The following is a 17,543-nucleotide window of genomic DNA, read 5'->3' as shown; positions in this document are numbered from 1 at the left end:
CTATTGTAAATCCTTAAGTAGTTTACGAACAATAAAAATAAGGGGAGGCACTAAACCTCCCCCATTCGTTGTTAGCCCATTATCAATTTAGCAACCTCTGCCAGGTCAACAATGTCAATTTTAAAGTCACCGTTCATATCTGCTTTTTCATACATAGCCCAGTCCGGATCATCAACAGAATTCTTGCCATAACCAGCTGCGACGAGCGCGAGATCACCGATGCTGAATTTACCGTCTCCATTCAAGTCACCAGAAGCCGCTACATTCACGGAAGCTGTAAAGACTTGCAACGCTGCCTGTAATTGAGCGAACGCTTGATCCACTTGCTCCTGAGTAGCTCCGCCTTGAACCGCTACTGCCTTAGCACGATCAATTGCCGCCTGCAATATCGCCTTCGAACCAGCAGGATACTGACCAATTCCAGCTCCTTCTACTGCTGCATCATGCGATGCTTGCGCACTTGTAATAAGCTCTTGCAAAGCCGCTTTATCCACTGCGATAATTTGAATCGTGTACGCGGTACCATTGCTCACCGTCGTTTCAATTCCGTTTGCACCCGCAACAGCTACATCGGTTAAGAATATGGAGCTCGTTACATTTTGGCCAGCCTCTTTGGCTTTGAAGTTCAGTTTCAATACAGGAGCCGTCTGCTTTATTGCACTTCCAGACCCTGCACTTGCCATCAGAATGCGAACCTCACCTTCTCCTTCTTTCTTTCCGACGATCGAAAATCCACTTTGCAAGGCATCGACTGAAAGCAATTCGACTTGGGCCCTGTCATAATGGATCGTTTGATCCAGTGCATAAACGCTTTCTGCAACATTGCTGAGCGTATAGGTTACATCAAAGGACTCGCCTGCAATGACGCTGGCGGCTCCCGTAGCAATTAGGCTATAGCTGGCTTCGGCAGCTTTCATCGCAGCCATTGCTTCACTTAACGCAGTTGCCGCTGCATCTACTTGTACTTGCGTAGCAGCTACGTCCGCTTCTATTACTTTTGCAGCTGCAAGAGCCTCTTGAAGTGCCGCCCATGTGTCTGCCGTGTACTCTTCTTCATTCGAGTACAATAATTCTGCATTGGCAACGAGATCACTTAATGCTCCTTTTTCAACCGGGACTGGTTCTTCTATGGCTATTCCGTTGATTGCCACTTCAAGCAGATCAAGATTAACGGAATTACCGCCATTCGGGAACAATAGTCTTACGTACTTCGATATTCCTTCTACTGCATAAACAGTAGAGAAACCAAAGTAAGCGCCGCCGGTCGGTGGAGTAACTGTACTGACGGTCTGCCAGTTTGCACCATCTTCACTGATTTGAATGTCCATCTTTTTCGGAGTGTTGTAGTAGCTTTGGTTCAACGTATTAAAATTGATTGCCACGTTTTTGATATCGGCTTCATGCTGCAATTTAAAGGCAATCCATGATTGAGTATTACCAGGTACTGACCATTTGGAGTTGTCTGTTGACGCACCTTCAATTAATTTGCCGTCAATAACTTTATCTGGTGTAAAGCTTCCTTGACTGGTGCTCGCTGTAATTTCTGCTCCCTTAACCACATTCCCAAATGGCTGAAGATCCATAAAAACTCGGTTGGATGTAACGATTTTCCCGTCCAATTCAACCTCTGCCCAAATCACGGCTCTCGTTAGTTCTGACACAGGTTTTGGAACGACTTTGCCATTAGCAAAGGTAACGATATCGGTTTCTGTAATCGAAATCGGCTCATATACTGTTCCGCCTTTCAGATTAACAATACCTGATTTCATCGTAATCGTTGCCGCATGAAGCCCAATTGCTCCGCCTTGCAAAGAACGTCCTTCCAGCGTGTAATCCATTTGATCATAGCTAGCGAATTCCCCATAAGCTTCTCGGTCTTCAATCCATAGAGACGCGCCGATCATCGTGTCCTTGACATACACCTTGCCATCCTTAACAGTAACATTCAGAACGCCTGATTGTGCAAAGCCATCATAGATTCCATTTACCGTAATAGCAGCCTCTCCATCAGCGATTGCCTGAACAACGCCACCCACATCAACCGATGCAATATTCGGTTGATTGCTATTGAACGTAAGCTTACCTTGCTCGAAACGTACTTTCAATGCGGGATAATGCATATATCCTTCCACATTAACTTGTAGCGTGTCAGGTGTTACTTGTTGACCAGTTGTAATTAAATTTGTAAGCTTGTATTTCCGCTCTTGCTTGTCGGTAACTAGCTTCACAATCGTGTCCACGGGGTCACGTGAAACGCCAGTTAAATCAATCGTTACACTTTCACCAGTCTGCGTAAAACTTAAAGATTCGTCTTCATTGAGCCAAGAAATATGTGTAACGGTATCTTTCACAGGACTGATCGTGAGTGAATTTCCGCTGTAACCTTTTTTTCCATCTGGCCCCTCCATCAGATGTAGATAAATATTGTTGTCTCTGGACATGGCATATCCCCAATCAGGACCTTTGCCGCTTTCAAACTTTGCAATATTTCCTTTTCCGTCGTCCGTATATCCGAAGCCATCCAAGAAGTACGGCATCGTTCCAGTTGTAGATTCATGTCTTTCTGGCTTGCCTTCTGGGGCAAACCAAGCGGCAAGCCCTTCGCGAACATCAATAAATTCCTGCAGCGATTTCGGATATCTAGTTGCAATATTTTCTGGACTGTCCCAGTTTGGGCCGCGACTCATTATAGGCATTTGGTCGTTATTATCGACAAATCCACGACCAGCGTTCATAATCATTTCTTTCGTAACCTGTCTATAGTCATCACGTTTTTCATAATACGGCGTATAGTTATTAAGCGTATGAACTGATTTCCAAGGCTCTGCAATCGTCCGCTTTGTTAGGTTGGAACCGCCGCCACCTGCAAAGATATGACTTGATTCGGTTGTTCTAAGATCCGGATCTCCATATTCTTGCGTCCATGCATTTGCATTAATAATAATGTCATCACTATAATTGCGCACATTGCTGTACATCACATCATAGTTAGCATTAGGCATTGCCTGCGGACCATCAAAATATAGATAGGCAGGATCATAACGTTGAATGAGATTCTCCACATTTTGTACAAACACGTCTGTGGAATTATGCTGCAAACCCCCGCCCTCCGTTGCGTAATACAAGCCAAATTTTATCCCGTAGCGTTTTATCGATTCTTCAAAAGCCTTGAGACCGTCTTTCACCTTCCCGTTCTCATCCTTAGGCATATACAGATTACGACTATGCTTAGGATCTGCGAATTTGGATGGCCAATAATAATTTTGCTGTAATGCTTCCACAGAAACGAGAGAATGTCCCTGTGCCTTTGCTCGCTGTGCCCACAGATCTATCGAATAATTCGGGTCTACAAACCAATTGTATATAGGGCCTGTATGACTGAGCGCAGAGACTCTTCCTTCTTCAAACCACCGATTCGGACGATCCTTGACTTCAATCTCGAATACTTTTGTTGCTGTAGCATTGGTGCTGTCGGTCACTTTAACCGTAAAGGAATAAGTGTCAACTGCTGCATTAACAAATCCTTCAACCGTGCCGTCAGTTTTTAACGTTAAACCATCTGGAAGGGCACCATCCGCTACAGTCCATATATAGCCCGGCTTGCCGCCGCTAGCCATAAACTGGAAAGCAGAAGCGGACAAGCCATGCTTTGCCGTATAGTTCGATTTATTCCAAACATAGGGCCATTCTGTATACCCTTTCGGAAGGATATTCGTCGGCAATTCCTTATCTTGAGCCGCATCATTGGCGCTTAATCCTTGCGTAGCAATCGACAATGCCTCATCTTCACCTGTAACGGAATAAGTAAGATTGTCAATTTTATTGCCATTGATATCCGTCACGCGACCGTAGAATCCTAGATAAGATACATTTGCATCCTGCGCAATCGGAACGCCGTTAGCATTCAGATCCTCGGTGAAGCTATGCTTTATCTGTAATAGAATTTTATTCCAGCCTGCTTTTAATTTAATGTTCGCTATTGTCATATCCTTATGTACTTCGGCAGCTAATGATGGTTTAGTTACCGCAATATCGTTGACGAACAAGCGGTTTACGCCGCTGGAACCAAACCTAAACTGAGCATTTTGTGCATTTGGGCTATACACATAAGTATTCGCATATACAAACTTATTCTGTGTTTCGATACCTTTTTTCACCGTGTAGTAGCCATATAAATCTTGGTAATCATCATAGTTTCTATTCCAAATCCGGTCATCGAAATATTCCCAATTCTGATTGCCTTCACCGCTAGTCAAGGCTTCGCCGATTTTCGGTGTAATATGAGCTGTCGGTTCTGGATCTACGGTTTCAACAATCCCATCGCCGTCAAATACATTAACTTCAGTCAAACCTAGACCGACATTTTTCAAATTTTTCTGCCCGTCATGTACAATCAACAGTTCCACCTTTGAAACATTGTTCACGGCCTGTTCAAGCGTTACTACACCAGGGTTTACTCCCTTTGGATCGATATTGGTGATTGTACCCGTCCCCAACACTTCATTATTTGCACCTTTTAACGTGTAATTCACCTTCTGAACATCCGATGTATTGGCCGGCCAAGCTGTATTGTGTCGGTCAAACACCTCGATTTGTTTCACTTTGACAGGTTGCTTCCATGTCAAATATAACGTCGGTGTAGGATCCCAATTCGGCCAAGAAGATGGTGCGCCGCCTGTATCATGCATTTGCGAAATCCACTCCGTATTCTTATCGCCGTCAATAGCAAACTTCGGCAACTTCGAAGCGGAATCTGTTCCACCTGGGAAAGCATCAGGGCCAGTTTTCCAAGTAGAGCTTGAAGTTGCTGCAGCCGTTCTAGCCCAGTTTCCGTCAATCGGTCTGTCTGCGCTTGAAGGATCCGATAGTGAAGCTTCATATACTTCCAGCTCACTAACCCCTGTAATACTAGGATACGGCGATCTGCCTTTATCGATTTCAACCTTCATTTCCACCACATTTTGAAGCGTAGTACTCGGCGTGAAAATAGTTGGTTTACTTGCATCGCCAGACGTACTGTCCACTCTAATCGTGTCCGATGTTGTTCCATCGTCAAATTTAAAAGTGAGGTGATAATATTGATTGACATGTCTGCTATCTCCCCACTGCGCAATCGTTACAGCACCAATTTTTATCGGTGTTTCCCACTTGAAATTCAACCAAGGTGCATTGTCATTTTCAGTTACCCACTGATTTCTCGAGCTACCGTCAGCAACGAAAGCAGGAGGATTGGATGCAAAAGTCGCCGATGACGCCGTTATTTTCGCCGATGGCGCCACATTTCTATTTTCCGGAATGACCGTGCCATAGATTTCATCCGCAACTGCTGTATCATAAGGACCCGCTAACAGCCAGCTATTAATAAACGGGGCACTTCCTGATGCCTGCTGTGCATCTGCCCGTGGAGCATTGGGCCCAAAAGTGAAAATACCAGCTATCATGGATAACGCTACGCCAACAGAAATTACTTTTTTCACACGTTTTTTAAGCTTCAATTGCAATCCCTCTTTTCTTTTACATGATTTAACTGAATCTCCTGACTGATAGTTCGTTGGTTTGCTCGAATACCTCCTTTGTCTAATGCGATTCGTATCAGGAAAACGTTTTCAAAACCGATGAAGACAACTTCCTTTGCAAGCAGATAATAACAAGCATTTAATAATCTGAATACACGAAAAAGTACGCATTCCTCTAATATTTCTCAATCGATGTTCTTTAAAAGAACTAATTTTACTGTTTTTTGATATTCGATTCGAACATATCGTGAAATTCGGGATAACTCCTGATTACACGTCTATCAAGCAAAAAGAAGCCCAATTCCTCAATGGAATTAGGCTCTTCGGCAGAAAATCTACTATTAAACTGTCATATCATTTTCATGATCTATTTCTTGCCCCAGTTGCAGTCTATATTCACTCAGGGACATTCCAAAATGCTTTTTAAAGCGCGTATAAAAATAATTATTTCTCTCTAGTCCCACCTTTTCAATAATGGACATTAAAGGCAGTTGCGTATTACGCATATATTCATCCAGCTTTTGCATTCGCGTATCGAAAATATACTGCGCAATAGACTGTCCATGTACTGTTTTGAATATTTGGCCGATATAGTTCGATGATAGCCTTAGTTTCTCGGCGATAAAGCTAAGGCATAATTCACTGTTGGAATATTCTTGATCGACAATTCCGATAACGCGTTGTATCAAATGGTCATTACTATTAGATGTATTTTTGAGAGCTCCTACCTTATAACATAGCTTCTGTAAAAACGCATCCATCACGCTGTCTATATCTGTACTCACCTCTGCATTTTGGATCCCGCGTAAAAACTGCTGCAGAGTTAAATCCTGGCTATCCTTTACAGCAGGCATCTTACTTAACACATTCGAGTAAATGCTGTAAATCAAATGAATAATGCAATTCAAGATCTCGTCGTACGTGTATTGATATAGCTTTGGACTTAACGTTTGATAGATTGCAGCAGCAAATTCATAATTGCCCTCGAGCACTTTCTCGATTAACTGCTCCTCTTTCTTGACGGAGATGTGGAAATTATCCGTGTTGATTTCATCCATCATGTAAGGAGTAATAATAGAGCCATGTCCGTAGCGCATTTTCAAGAGAATGGAGCCCTTCATATTATTATACATGCTAGGCAAATGCTCGAGTCCCTGAAACATCGTACTGTACGCCATTGATAAAGAAATACGGAGATACTTAAGCGTATTACTCTGCACCTCGCGTAAATAACGCTCTATTTTCTCCTGCAGCACTTTATATTGGGTTACTGTGGAACAATCCATAAGCACTACGAATTTATCGGGCTCACTGCTGAAGATTTCACACACACCATACTCCTCTGCCAGTTCTGTTGCAATATTTACAATAGCATAGCGTAGTGCCCATCGTTCCTTCTGGCTATTCACAGATACAAATTTGCTGTAATTATCGATTTTAATGAGACACATACACAGCTGACTGGTCGCGATATAATCCAAATTGATGTCATGCAGCTTCTCCAGCACTTTGTCTTTGGAGTGTGTGGTGCTATCACTTAATAATGCATTGAGAAAATCTTCTTTGACAGCATAGCCTGCATCATGGATTATTTTGTCAAGCTGTTGATTTTTCTCCTTCATAGATTCAAATACAGATAAGATATAGTCGAATTCTTCCATCTCTGAAATAACTGTATCATTTTTTTCAGGAGCTTCGCCGTTTATAATTTTCGTAATCGTTTGAATCGGATAGTTCAGTCTACGAGCCAAATACAAACAAATGACTGCACAAATTATGAATATAACAACTACGATACCTACAGACATAAATGATGCTTTAATTACCTCTTTGAACGTTTCTTTAACAGGAGTAAGGCCCATGATGTACCAGTTGTTTGCATTACTTTTACTACTTGATACAAGATAGCTGATTCCACCAATTTTTCTTATCTGATTATTGCTTCTTTCGAATTCATGTGCTTGCTGGCTTAATACGCGTACTTCACCCATATTATGTTCAAACTCTGGTGTAAGCGTCTTACTTAGAATAGACCCGTTCGTATCAACTACTAAAAAGGACGATTTCGTTTCAGGGTCATTACCATTGATCGCTTGAATTGATTCCGTAAGCGTTTTCGTTCGAATGTTAACGACAATGGCATTTTTCAGGCCTGACGCGGTCTCTCCCTGTTCAAATAATATATATGAGCATGTATCAGCCGATTGCGTCGCTTCATCTACAGCTGTCAAAATAGGCCGACCATTATAATCAGCTACAAATTTTTTGTCAGTTAGCAGTGATACAATCGCCTGATCCGAAAATGTAGAGGCTGTTTTACGTTCGCCAGTCCTAGATGAATAAAAAACATCCATCCCCGCATTGTATAGGTACACGCTCTCGATATCTTTCAGTGTTAGAAAGTGCCTATCAATGACCTTGCTTGCCATAATCGCTACGAGATCATCATTTTTCTTCATATTAATGAATTTGAGAATATCTTTATCACCGTACAGTGTATTCCCCAATTTCTTTGCAGTCTCATCTAGGTAGGTAATACTGTAATTGTAATGTCCAATCAGCTCATGATTAAAACGGTTAATCATTGAAATACTAGTGCGCAAATAATTAATGGTCAAAAATACAGTAAGCAACACAGTGATAAGAATCGTAATAATCAGAAAAGAGAAAAAAGATTTGCGCAGAAAGCTCGTACTGCTTCTTTTTATTACACTTGTTTGCTTCATTGTGACCCCCTAGTACAACTACGATTTTCTATGTATTTATTATTATCATACTAGCATAATTACCCCTATATCGTCACAACCATTAATGACTCTTTGTAGATTTTATTATTTTTTAGAGATGCCTTGTGTCGAAAAACTAAGAAAATGATAGTTTTGTTTGTTGAGGAAAAAAAAACCTGGACCTAGAATAAAGGAAGACAGAAATGCAATGCAAGGAAGGGGGTGAACTCAATGAAACTAATGGCAAAACCAATTCATAACCGAGCACTGCGCGGCGCAAAAAAACAATTTCCCTTCTATCTAATGATGTCACCCGGCCTACTGTTTATTGCCATCATGTGTTATATCCCAATGGGCGGTGCCATTATCGCCTTCAAAGATTACAACCCACGCGATGGTATATTCGGAAGCCCATGGATGGATCCGCTGTTCAAAAATTTCGAATTTTTCTTTAAATCTGAAACAGCGAAAATTGTTACGTTCAACACCCTTTTCTACAATATTATAGAAATGGTTGCCGTTACTCTCGGTGCACTAATATTGGCCATTCTATTGAGCGAAGTGAAAAATAAAGGGCTCTCAGCCACCTATAAAGGTGCTATATTGCTGCCAGTTTTCCTTTCATGGATTGTAGTCCAGTATATTGTGTTCGGTATGCTTAGTGTAGACCGAGGCATTGTCAACAATATTATCGAATCAAATGGTGGAGAAGCTATTTACTGGTACAGTGAGCCTTCTTATTGGCGCTATATTCTTCCCTTTGCCTATCTGTGGAAAAATATCGGTTACTATTCGGTATTGTATGTAGCAGCGATCGCGGGGATTAATACGGATTATTATGAAGCTGCTCAATTGGATGGCGCTTCTAAGTGGCAGCAAGTCAAATATGTTACACTGCCTTTGCTGAAACCGATAATTATCGTCCTTACGCTGTTATGGGTAGGTAAGTTGTTCAATGGCGGATTAGGCGACTGGAATGGATTCTATACCCTTTCCAATGATTCAGGAGCACTATATGGTGCAACGGATGTTATCGACACCCTTGTATTCCGCTCTTTGAAAAAGCTGAACGACTACGGCATGTCAGCTGCAATTGGTCTATATCAGGCAGTGGTTGGTCTCGTTCTTGTCCTGATTTCTAATTATATTATTAAGAAAACAGACCCCGACAGCGCCTTATTTTAATCGTTCAACATAGAGAAAGGAAGGGAGTTCCATGGTAGTAAGAAAGCTTCATCTTTCAAAAGTTATGATTCATCTCCTTTTCATTATATCTGCTCTAGCCTGTATCGTTCCGCTACTATTAGTTGTATCGATATCGTTTACATCTGAAAAGTCGCTTATGGTAGACGGATATCATTTAATTCCCAAAGTGTTCGATATTTCATCTTATCGCTATGTGTTTAGCGGGGCAGGCTCGATTGCCAATGCATACGGCGTTACGATCTTCGTAACCGTTGTCGGTACGCTGCTGCATTTACTTGTTACTTCGATGCTGTCGTATTCGTTGACGAAGCCAGAAGTTACCTATCGTAATGCACTCACTTTATTCGTGTACCTTCCCGTGCTGTTCAATGGCGGACTTGTTCCATCCTACATCTTGATTACACGATACTTGCATCTTAAAAATACGATCTGGGTACTCATTGTCGTCTTCCTTGTGTCAGCGATTAACGTGCTCATTATGAAAAACTTTTTCAAATCGATTCCTAGTTCCTTGTTCGAGTCTGCACGCATAGACGGTTCAGGTGAATTTCGTACTTTTTTCAGTATTGCACTTCCGCTTTCTAAACCGTCACTGGCGACTATTGGTCTGTTCACAGCGATTTCCTACTGGAATGATTGGATGACCACTGCCTTGTATATTGAAAAGCCGAAGCTGTACACCTTGCAATATTTACTGCAATCTTTAATGAACAATATTGGCTATTTACAAGCCAATGCAGCAGCCTCTAAATCTATGGAAGCCGCTATCGGCATGCTTCCTAGTGAAGGTGCACGGATGGCTACTTGTGTACTTGCCATCGGTCCAATTATATTATTGTATCCATTTTTACAAAAGTATTTTGAAAAAGGCTTAACAATAGGTGCTGTAAAAGAGTAATTTTACAGAAATCTAGTTGAGAATAAAATTAAAATTTTAGGGGGATTTCAATGAAAAAATTTTCTATGATGTTGATCAGCTTAACTCTGCTTCTCACGATGATCGTGTCTGGCTGCTCGAAAGCTACTCCGAACGCTACCAACGATCCTGCGGCTTCACCAACTGAGACAAAGGCTCCAGAAAAAGAGAAAGAAAAAGAAAAACTCGTAGAACTTAACTTCTACATGATGAACAGCCCTGTCAATGAGTCTGAGCGTATTATGAAAAAAGCTAACGAAATTATTGGAGAAAAAATCAATGCCAAATTAAATTTCGTTATGGTTGACGGCAGCACATATGCTGAAAAAATGAATTTGATGATCAATTCTGGCGACGATTGGGATCTTGCTTTCACTGCATACTGGGGTGGAATTAATTACTTTGAAAACGCCGCCAAAGGTGCTTATGCAGACTTAACTGATCTTCTTCCCAAGCTTGCACCACAAACGTATGCCAACGTCCCTCAAGGTCTATGGGATGGTGCGAAAGTAGACGGTAAAATTTACTCGGTTGTCAATTATCAGCAATGGGGCGTTGCCAAGCGCAATGGCTTTATCTTCCGCGAAGATCTTATTAAAGAAACTGGATTTGACTGGCAAGCTGTGAAAGGCAAGCCCACAATAGAAGCACTTAAATTGATCGGTCCATTCATTGGCGCATCGCTAGAAAAGCATAAGGATATGATTGGTTGGGAAACTAGCTCCGCTCATAGCTTCTTCGCCAATGAACCACTTTACTGGGATATGGAGCCTGTCGGCGATTTGACAACTCCAGGCTGGGTTAATCTTAATGATCCTAACAAAGTTATTAACCAGTTTGAAACACCAGAGTTCGCTGAATACGCAAATATTATGCGCGACTGGTACAATAAAGGCTATGTGCGTAAAGATGGTGCAACAGTAAAAGATACGACTCCCGATCGTAAAGCTGGTAAGCTTGTTGCAGCAATGAACTATGGCTGGCCTGACAGCGTCGATCTTCCTGGTCAAGAGCTGGGTATGTCCATGTCAACATTCGAAAAAACCCCTTCTGTATCCGTATCGACTACTCGTACATTGATTTCAGCATCTGCTGGTTCCAATGCAAACGTTGCTGTCAATTCAGGTTCAAAAAATATTGAAAAAGCTGTAGAGTTAATTGAGCTGCTAAACACTGACGATGATCTGTACAAACTGATTACATTAGGTGAAAAAGACGTTGACTACAAATACGACGAAGTAACTGGTAACTTCACTCAACTTGAAGGCAAATATAATTTTAACTGGAATGAATGGCAAATCGGTCAATCCTTCAGCCCAACGTTCAACCGTGCTGATTATGCCGAAAATGCAGCTGGTGAACTTGGTAGACAAGCTAAGACAATCGTTTACGAAAACGATAAAACAGCAGATGTTTCACCATTGTCAGGATTTGTATTTGACCCAACTCCTGTAAAAACGCAAATCGCCAACGTCTCTTCCGTTACTACTGAGATGATTCCGGCTATCAGTTCTGGATCTGTTGACCCGACTACAACTGTGCCTAAATTCCTCGAGCGTTTGAAAACGGCTGGCGTAGATGACATCATCAAAGAAAAACAAGCTCAATATGACGCTTGGAGAAACAAATAATCTCGCACTCCATAGTGAAATCCGGTGTATCGATGTAATCGTACACCGGATTTTAACATTTCCCCCCAATAGGCGCATCTCATATGCCTCCCGCTAGCCATATAAGCAGCACTAGCTCATTCGTTATTTTCCATATTGCAACATCCCCAAGATCATAATTACCGCTTCCGCTCTCGTTGCATTTTCATTTGGTGCGAAAAGGTTCATACCACGCCCCTTAATAAGGCCTGCTTCATACGCCGCGGTTACTGATGGTTTTGCCCACACAGCAATTTTGTCCGCATCGGCAAAGGATGCTTGAAAGGTTTGATTTACCTTTGGATTAGCATTTGTGATTGATAGTGAAAAGGCAGGTGCCTTCTCTGCGAACGCAGCCTTCGGAGGCAAGACGGAAACATATAGTAACAAAGCTAAGCTGCATATAAGGAGTTTACGGATCATAGATTGATTCATCCTTTCATTAATAAAGATAAGGGGGAATGTTACACTCCCCCTTATTACAACTTATTACAGCTTCTGAGTTATTTTATTGCAAGATCGCTTTAGCTACGATCGCCAGATCCTCAATATCAATCTTACCATCTTTGTTGACATCCGCTTTCGCATTCCAACCAGCTTTACCTGGTTGTGTGCCGTACGCTGCTGCTACAATAGCCAAGTCACCAATACGGACTCCTCCACCATTGATATCTGCGTTTATTTTCATGCTTTCAAACGCTTCAATGGCTGATGCTAATGTTGCTTTGGCGGTATCCACTTGTTGTTGCGTAGCGTTCAGATCGTTTGCTGTCGTATTGGCTGCAGCAATAGCCGCTTGTAATACAGCTTTGGATCCAGCCGCATACAATCCATCCCTGTTTCCTTCCACTGCAGCATCATATTTGGCTTGAGCGCTCGCGATTAATGCATTCAACACTGTCTTATCCACTGGGATACTTATTTCAAACCCGGTTGAAGTTTCACCAACCGAGAGCTCATCCCCATCTTTGTTAGCAATGACAACATCGCTCACAGAGATTGTCGTATTCACTGCTTGGTCTGCAGCTTTAGCTGTAAACTTGAATGACAATACATCGCCTTGGGCAAGTACGTCTTGCGCTGCAGCTACGCTAGCGGCAAGAATTCGAACTTGTCCCGCTACATCCTCTCTATGGTCAATAATTTTAAATCCGTCTTTGAGTGATGTAACCGATACAAACTCCAAAAGTTCCGGATCATAATGAAGCGTCACATCTTGCGCATACATGTGCTGGTATACACTTTGTGTAACATTGCTCAAGCCCATCGTTACATCAAATGTCTGACCAGGGTTCACTTGCTGCAAACCTGTCAATGTAGATTGAGGCGTTTCTTGCTTTGCATTCAGCAATTGAGTTATTTGGGCCTGGGTCAACGTGCCGCTGTATACGCGAACGTCGTCCAACAGTCCATTGTATGCTTCCGTGCCAGTTTCAGTGGCTCCTAGCACTAATTTGTCCGATGTTTTTGAAAGCGCGCCAAGATTCGTTGCATCGCTTGCCACTAAGTTACCGTCGAGATAGATCTTCATCCCTGTTGCTTGGCCGTAGGAAGCGACATAAAGATGCCATTCGTTATCGTTATAAGTCCATGGGAACGTCAACGCCTTATAACTTGATGAACCCTCAGGCCAATAGGCTGCGCGAGCTTGGCCTCCGCTGACCAATTGAAGTGCCGTGAAACGATTAGAATGACGGAAAATGCTTGTAGTGGTTGTTGCCCCTTGAGAGGTCTTGAACCAGAACGCAACGGTTTCGTCACCCGTTTGAATCAAAGAGTCGATCTCGACTTTTGAGCCGCCACTGAAAGCAAGCGCTCCGCCGAGCTTGCCCGCATCAGTCCAAGTCGGGTTCTTAACTAGCGTTCCGTTGCTGCTGTTGCCTGTAGAATCGCCGGCAGTTGTACCGGAGCCTTCATCGAACTTCCAATGGGCTGCTAATTCGGCATTCTTTACACTTACGCTAATGCTGATTGTCAATGGAACGTTGTTCGGGTTTTGAACTCTCTCAGGCAGTATTACTTCGCCCGTTACCGTGAAGTTCTGCGCCGTCGTAATAGTAGGATCATAGCTTGCACTATCTAAATCCCAAGTCACGCTGGCATCCATATTTCCTGCATCCGTGACCAGTGTTGCTTTTCCGGGCAGTCCAAGAGCTTCCGCTGTCTTTGCCGCTCCAATGGCCGCTGATATCGAAGCAGGCGCTGTGATTCTAAACAAATTTATCGGCGGAATGATATCCCGATATTCGGCTTGAATTCCTGCATTATTCATAATGTCTATTGCCGCCTGAGGCCAATTACCACCACTTACAAGAACTGTATTCGTTGGCACAGCTTTGCTCGAGGACCCCGGAGCAGGATGACTTGCATAAGCGGATACATTCGTGTACGTATTGTTAACCGTATTCCGAGCATCTTTGATTAGAAGCCAGGACGGCGCTACATTGATTACATTATTTTCAACTTGATAGTAATTTGCTCCCTCATCCAAATATAACGCTCCATATACTTTCACTTGATTATTAATATAGTTATCAGAGATGATTGAACTAATAGAATTTACGTTCTGATCTCCTAATATATAGATCGCCCCACCATCTGGCACTTCCTTCGTTACGTCATGGACATAGTTATATTGGATTCGGTTGTTTTTTGTACCGGTCTTATAAGCCGTCCAACCCCAACCAAGATGAATACCGGAGTATGGAACATGCCCTATTTCGTTATTGAGAATATCCATATCCTGCGGCGTTGCAGCGCCGATCGCCGATGCAGACTTATATTCAACTCCAATTTTAGTAATGTAATTATTCTTTATATCATTGTTTATGAGCAAGTAACGCTCATCCGGATGTAGTGTATTATTCTCGCTTCCCAATATACTGATATCCGTGTAATCCCCAACCTGAACACCATTACCCGAGATGTCCGTGAAGACAGAACCTTTGATCAAATTATGCTGCGATCCTGCATACATGTTAATACCGGTACCGCCAAGATGAGTGAAATTTGTTCTTTCGAATGTGACGAAATTAGCAAATTTCAACTCTACAGCTGCGTCAATAATGTATTCCCCCGATTTGATAGTCCCCCACTGTGCTTGCCTAATGACGTTATTTTGCGCATCCGCATGTCCGGTATCGCCGTTAGGCTTTAAGAAGGTGCTATGCATAAAGGTAATATCTTCGAATCGCAAATTCAGGATAGGATTTTCCACTGAGCTGCCTTGTAACGTAACAAGCTGCTCCAGCTTTGCCGCCACCACATTGGCAGTCGACATATTTTCCCCCTTATTTGGCTTGTAGTAAAAGGTATAAGCTGTTCCGTCGATGGCACCTGTCCGGTCCAGATACCATTCTCCCTCAGCATCTAACAGTTCATAAGCGTTTTCATAATATTTCGGAGTTGTAGCGGATGATGAGCCTTTGTTGGTAGCGTAAAACCATCCTGGCTGTTTCATTTTAATAGAAGCAATATTTCCGTCAGCTGTGATAGATTCTACCCCACTTCTTGGGTTCGTCCATTTATCAAAATATACCATTTCAAGATCACTGATATTTTTCCACGATGCCAAGAAGGTATCTGTTGTGGTATGTCCGTTTACATTTTTGGTTGCATTAGAGAGACCTCCCTTACTTCTAGCTCTGACGGCACGTTCTCCATTGACATATAATTGTCTCGTCTCGATAGCTTCTCCTACGGCAGCCTTGTATATATTCTGGTCAGAATTATGCAGTGTCCACCCTGAAATTTCCTTCCCACCGCTTAGAATCGGTTTTTCATCTTCATATGCCTTGTACACAATTTGATAACCATTCGACCCTGAATCCACCTCGTTAAAGGCGACAGTATCGGCAAGATAATAAGTTCCACCCCGCAGGTAAACGATAATATCTCCTGTCATTGCAGCGTTCATGGAGCGAACGGCATCGCGAGCCTTCACGATCGTCTTGAAGGGTTGTTCCAAAGTGCCAGGGTTAGAATCATTGCCATCTGGTGCTACATAGAAACTTTGCTGTACAACAGGATCTACAACTTTGACTGTACTTTGTGCTTGATAGTGACCTTCTTCCGTTGTAGCTGTTATTGTTGCGGTTCCTAGACTTACACCTGTGAGTAATCCAGTTGATGCATCAACATCTGCTATATTAGAATCACTGGATGACCATGTGATATTACGATTAGAAGCATTTGCTGGTATCAATTGCGCTGATAACTGTTTTCTTGCTCCTACAGATACGTTTGTCGATACTTCACTTATCGTTATTCCCTCAACTAGCACGTCCTGTACAGTCACCGCAGCGGTTGCTGCAAAAGACCCTTCTGCGGACAGCACTTTTATAATTGTGTTGCCCACGCTTTTAGCAAGAACTTTACCATTTCCATCTACAGAAGCTACCCCAGGATTACTTGATGACCATATGACTTTGGGATTATTTGCATGACTCGGCTGGATAGCATGTGTAAGCTGTACAGTATCATTCACTTTAAGAGCTACATTGGTTTGGTCAAGAGTTATGCCTGTAACAGGTACGTAAGAAGTTGCTACTCTCTCTGCTTTAATATTGTCATAATAAAAAACGCCTTGCGTTCCCCACTTCGCTACACCGATCTGTAAATCCCCTACACTAGTTGCTGTTGTATCTCTAAAACTACGCTGGGACTCTACTAAATCCCCATCAATATAAACATCGTATTTTTTTGATGCTGTATTGATTTCCAATTTCAAATTGTACCATTTGTTTGCCGAATATGAAGAAAGCGCCTTTACCGAACCCTCATTGATTACAATCCTACCATCATGATATATATTAATTTCTGCGACAGTTTTTCCGTCAGTGGACCTCACATTGAAATATGCAATGGCATTCGTTTGCAACGCGTATATGTCTGATGTCAACGTTACTATATCCCCGAGGGATGTTTTTATATTTCTATTTGCCCCAAATGAATCAGCTGTCGTGCGATAGGCTTTTACGACATTGCCTTCTCCTCCAGTAGCAGTACTATTATCCACCACAGTTAAAGTACCATTCGCGTTAAGAGACCAGCCTTCAGGTGTGCTTCCTACCTCTAAGTCATCGAAATGGTCATTCAGTACAACCTCAGGTTGCTCTGATGCTGCTTTTACTTGCTCGGGAGAAATTGCATTCAAAGAAATGAGCAAACATAAACTCGTGATAACACTTGTTAATTTGATTGCTTTCATAAGCATTTTATTCATCTCGAACCTCCGATTATTAAGTTGTTTTTCAAGAGCAATAATAGTGCCATAGATTGGCCATAGGTTTATAGCTTTGAGTAAGCACCTTATTTGCAATCGCTTTCAAAATGACGTAGGGGAACCCTGCTGTTGCAGATCTGATAGGAATTCATATCGTTCAGAAACTTGTGCCACATTTCCTAATTTTTGTTTCTAGACTTCCACTAGAGTTCGTGACAGAGTTCATGTAGAATTGTTCATGAGCAACACCTCCCCTTTTGATTTTAACTATAATTACCAATGCCCTATTCGTAAATCCACTTTTTT

Annotated in this window: 7 protein-coding genes; 3 read left to right on the top strand and 4 right to left on the bottom strand. The window is 42.3% G+C overall.

Features of this window, described 5'->3' with window-relative positions; genetic code table 11:
- Positions 1–71 precede the first annotated feature (71 nt).
- Together AC0YN7_RS08475 and AC0YN7_RS08470 are read right to left on the bottom strand one after the other, a co-directional pair.
- Positions 72–5,495 (bottom strand): discoidin domain-containing protein, encoded by a 5,424-nt coding sequence (locus tag AC0YN7_RS08475; protein ID WP_475809539.1) that lies wholly within the window; start codon positions 5,493–5,495, stop codon positions 72–74.
- Between the two features lie 362 nt (positions 5,496–5,857).
- Positions 5,858–8,242: a helix-turn-helix domain-containing protein gene (locus AC0YN7_RS08470; protein WP_475809538.1), complete on the bottom strand. Its 2,385-nt coding sequence runs from the start codon at positions 8,240–8,242 to the stop codon at positions 5,858–5,860.
- Positions 8,243–8,473: 231 nt separating this feature from the next.
- Here AC0YN7_RS08470 and AC0YN7_RS08465 point away from each other — a divergent pair, with 231 nt between their 5' ends.
- Genes AC0YN7_RS08465 through AC0YN7_RS08455 form a run of 3 tightly spaced genes read left to right on the top strand, consistent with a single transcriptional unit; the run spans position 8,474 to position 11,995 of the window.
- The gene (locus AC0YN7_RS08465; RefSeq protein ID WP_475809537.1) at positions 8,474–9,427 is read left to right on the top strand and encodes an ABC transporter permease; all 954 of its coding nucleotides are present in this window, start codon (positions 8,474–8,476) and stop codon (positions 9,425–9,427) included.
- A gap of 31 nt (positions 9,428–9,458) precedes the next feature.
- Positions 9,459–10,346 (top strand): carbohydrate ABC transporter permease, encoded by an 888-nt coding sequence (locus tag AC0YN7_RS08460; RefSeq protein ID WP_475809536.1) that lies wholly within the window; start codon positions 9,459–9,461, stop codon positions 10,344–10,346.
- Positions 10,347–10,396: 50 nt separating this feature from the next.
- Complete coding sequence (locus tag AC0YN7_RS08455; protein WP_475809535.1) at positions 10,397–11,995, top strand: ABC transporter substrate-binding protein; 1,599 nt, start codon at positions 10,397–10,399, stop codon at positions 11,993–11,995.
- 123 nt (positions 11,996–12,118) lie between these two features.
- Here AC0YN7_RS08455 and AC0YN7_RS08450 read toward each other — a convergent pair whose 3' ends face one another.
- Together AC0YN7_RS08450 and AC0YN7_RS08445 are read right to left on the bottom strand one after the other, a co-directional pair.
- On the bottom strand, positions 12,119–12,436 hold the full coding sequence (locus AC0YN7_RS08450; RefSeq protein ID WP_475809534.1) for an S-layer homology domain-containing protein: 318 nt from the start codon (positions 12,434–12,436) through the stop codon (positions 12,119–12,121).
- Between the two features lie 85 nt (positions 12,437–12,521).
- Entirely contained in the window at positions 12,522–17,237 is a 4,716-nt protein-coding gene (locus tag AC0YN7_RS08445) for an Ig-like domain-containing protein (RefSeq protein WP_475809533.1), read from the bottom strand.
- Between the last annotated feature and the right edge of the window lie 306 nt (positions 17,238–17,543).

Source organism: Paenibacillus sp. J31R122 (genome assembly GCF_056269185.1).
This window is presented reverse-complemented; position numbering and strand designations above follow the sequence as displayed.

Excerpts from the sequence above, each read along its gene's own strand:
- AC0YN7_RS08470 (WP_475809538.1), bottom strand. The coding sequence starts at position 8,242 with ATGAAGCAAACAAGTGTAATAAAAAGAAGCAGTACGAGCTTTCTGCGC.
- AC0YN7_RS08465 (WP_475809537.1), top strand. The coding sequence starts at position 8,474 with ATGAAACTAATGGCAAAACCAATTCATAACCGAGCACTGCGCGGCGCA.
- AC0YN7_RS08460 (WP_475809536.1), top strand. The coding sequence starts at position 9,459 with ATGGTAGTAAGAAAGCTTCATCTTTCAAAAGTTATGATTCATCTCCTT.
- AC0YN7_RS08455 (WP_475809535.1), top strand. The coding sequence starts at position 10,397 with ATGAAAAAATTTTCTATGATGTTGATCAGCTTAACTCTGCTTCTCACG.
- AC0YN7_RS08450 (WP_475809534.1), bottom strand. The coding sequence starts at position 12,436 with ATGATCCGTAAACTCCTTATATGCAGCTTAGCTTTGTTACTATATGTT.
- AC0YN7_RS08445 (WP_475809533.1), bottom strand. The coding sequence starts at position 17,237 with ATGAATAAAATGCTTATGAAAGCAATCAAATTAACAAGTGTTATCACG.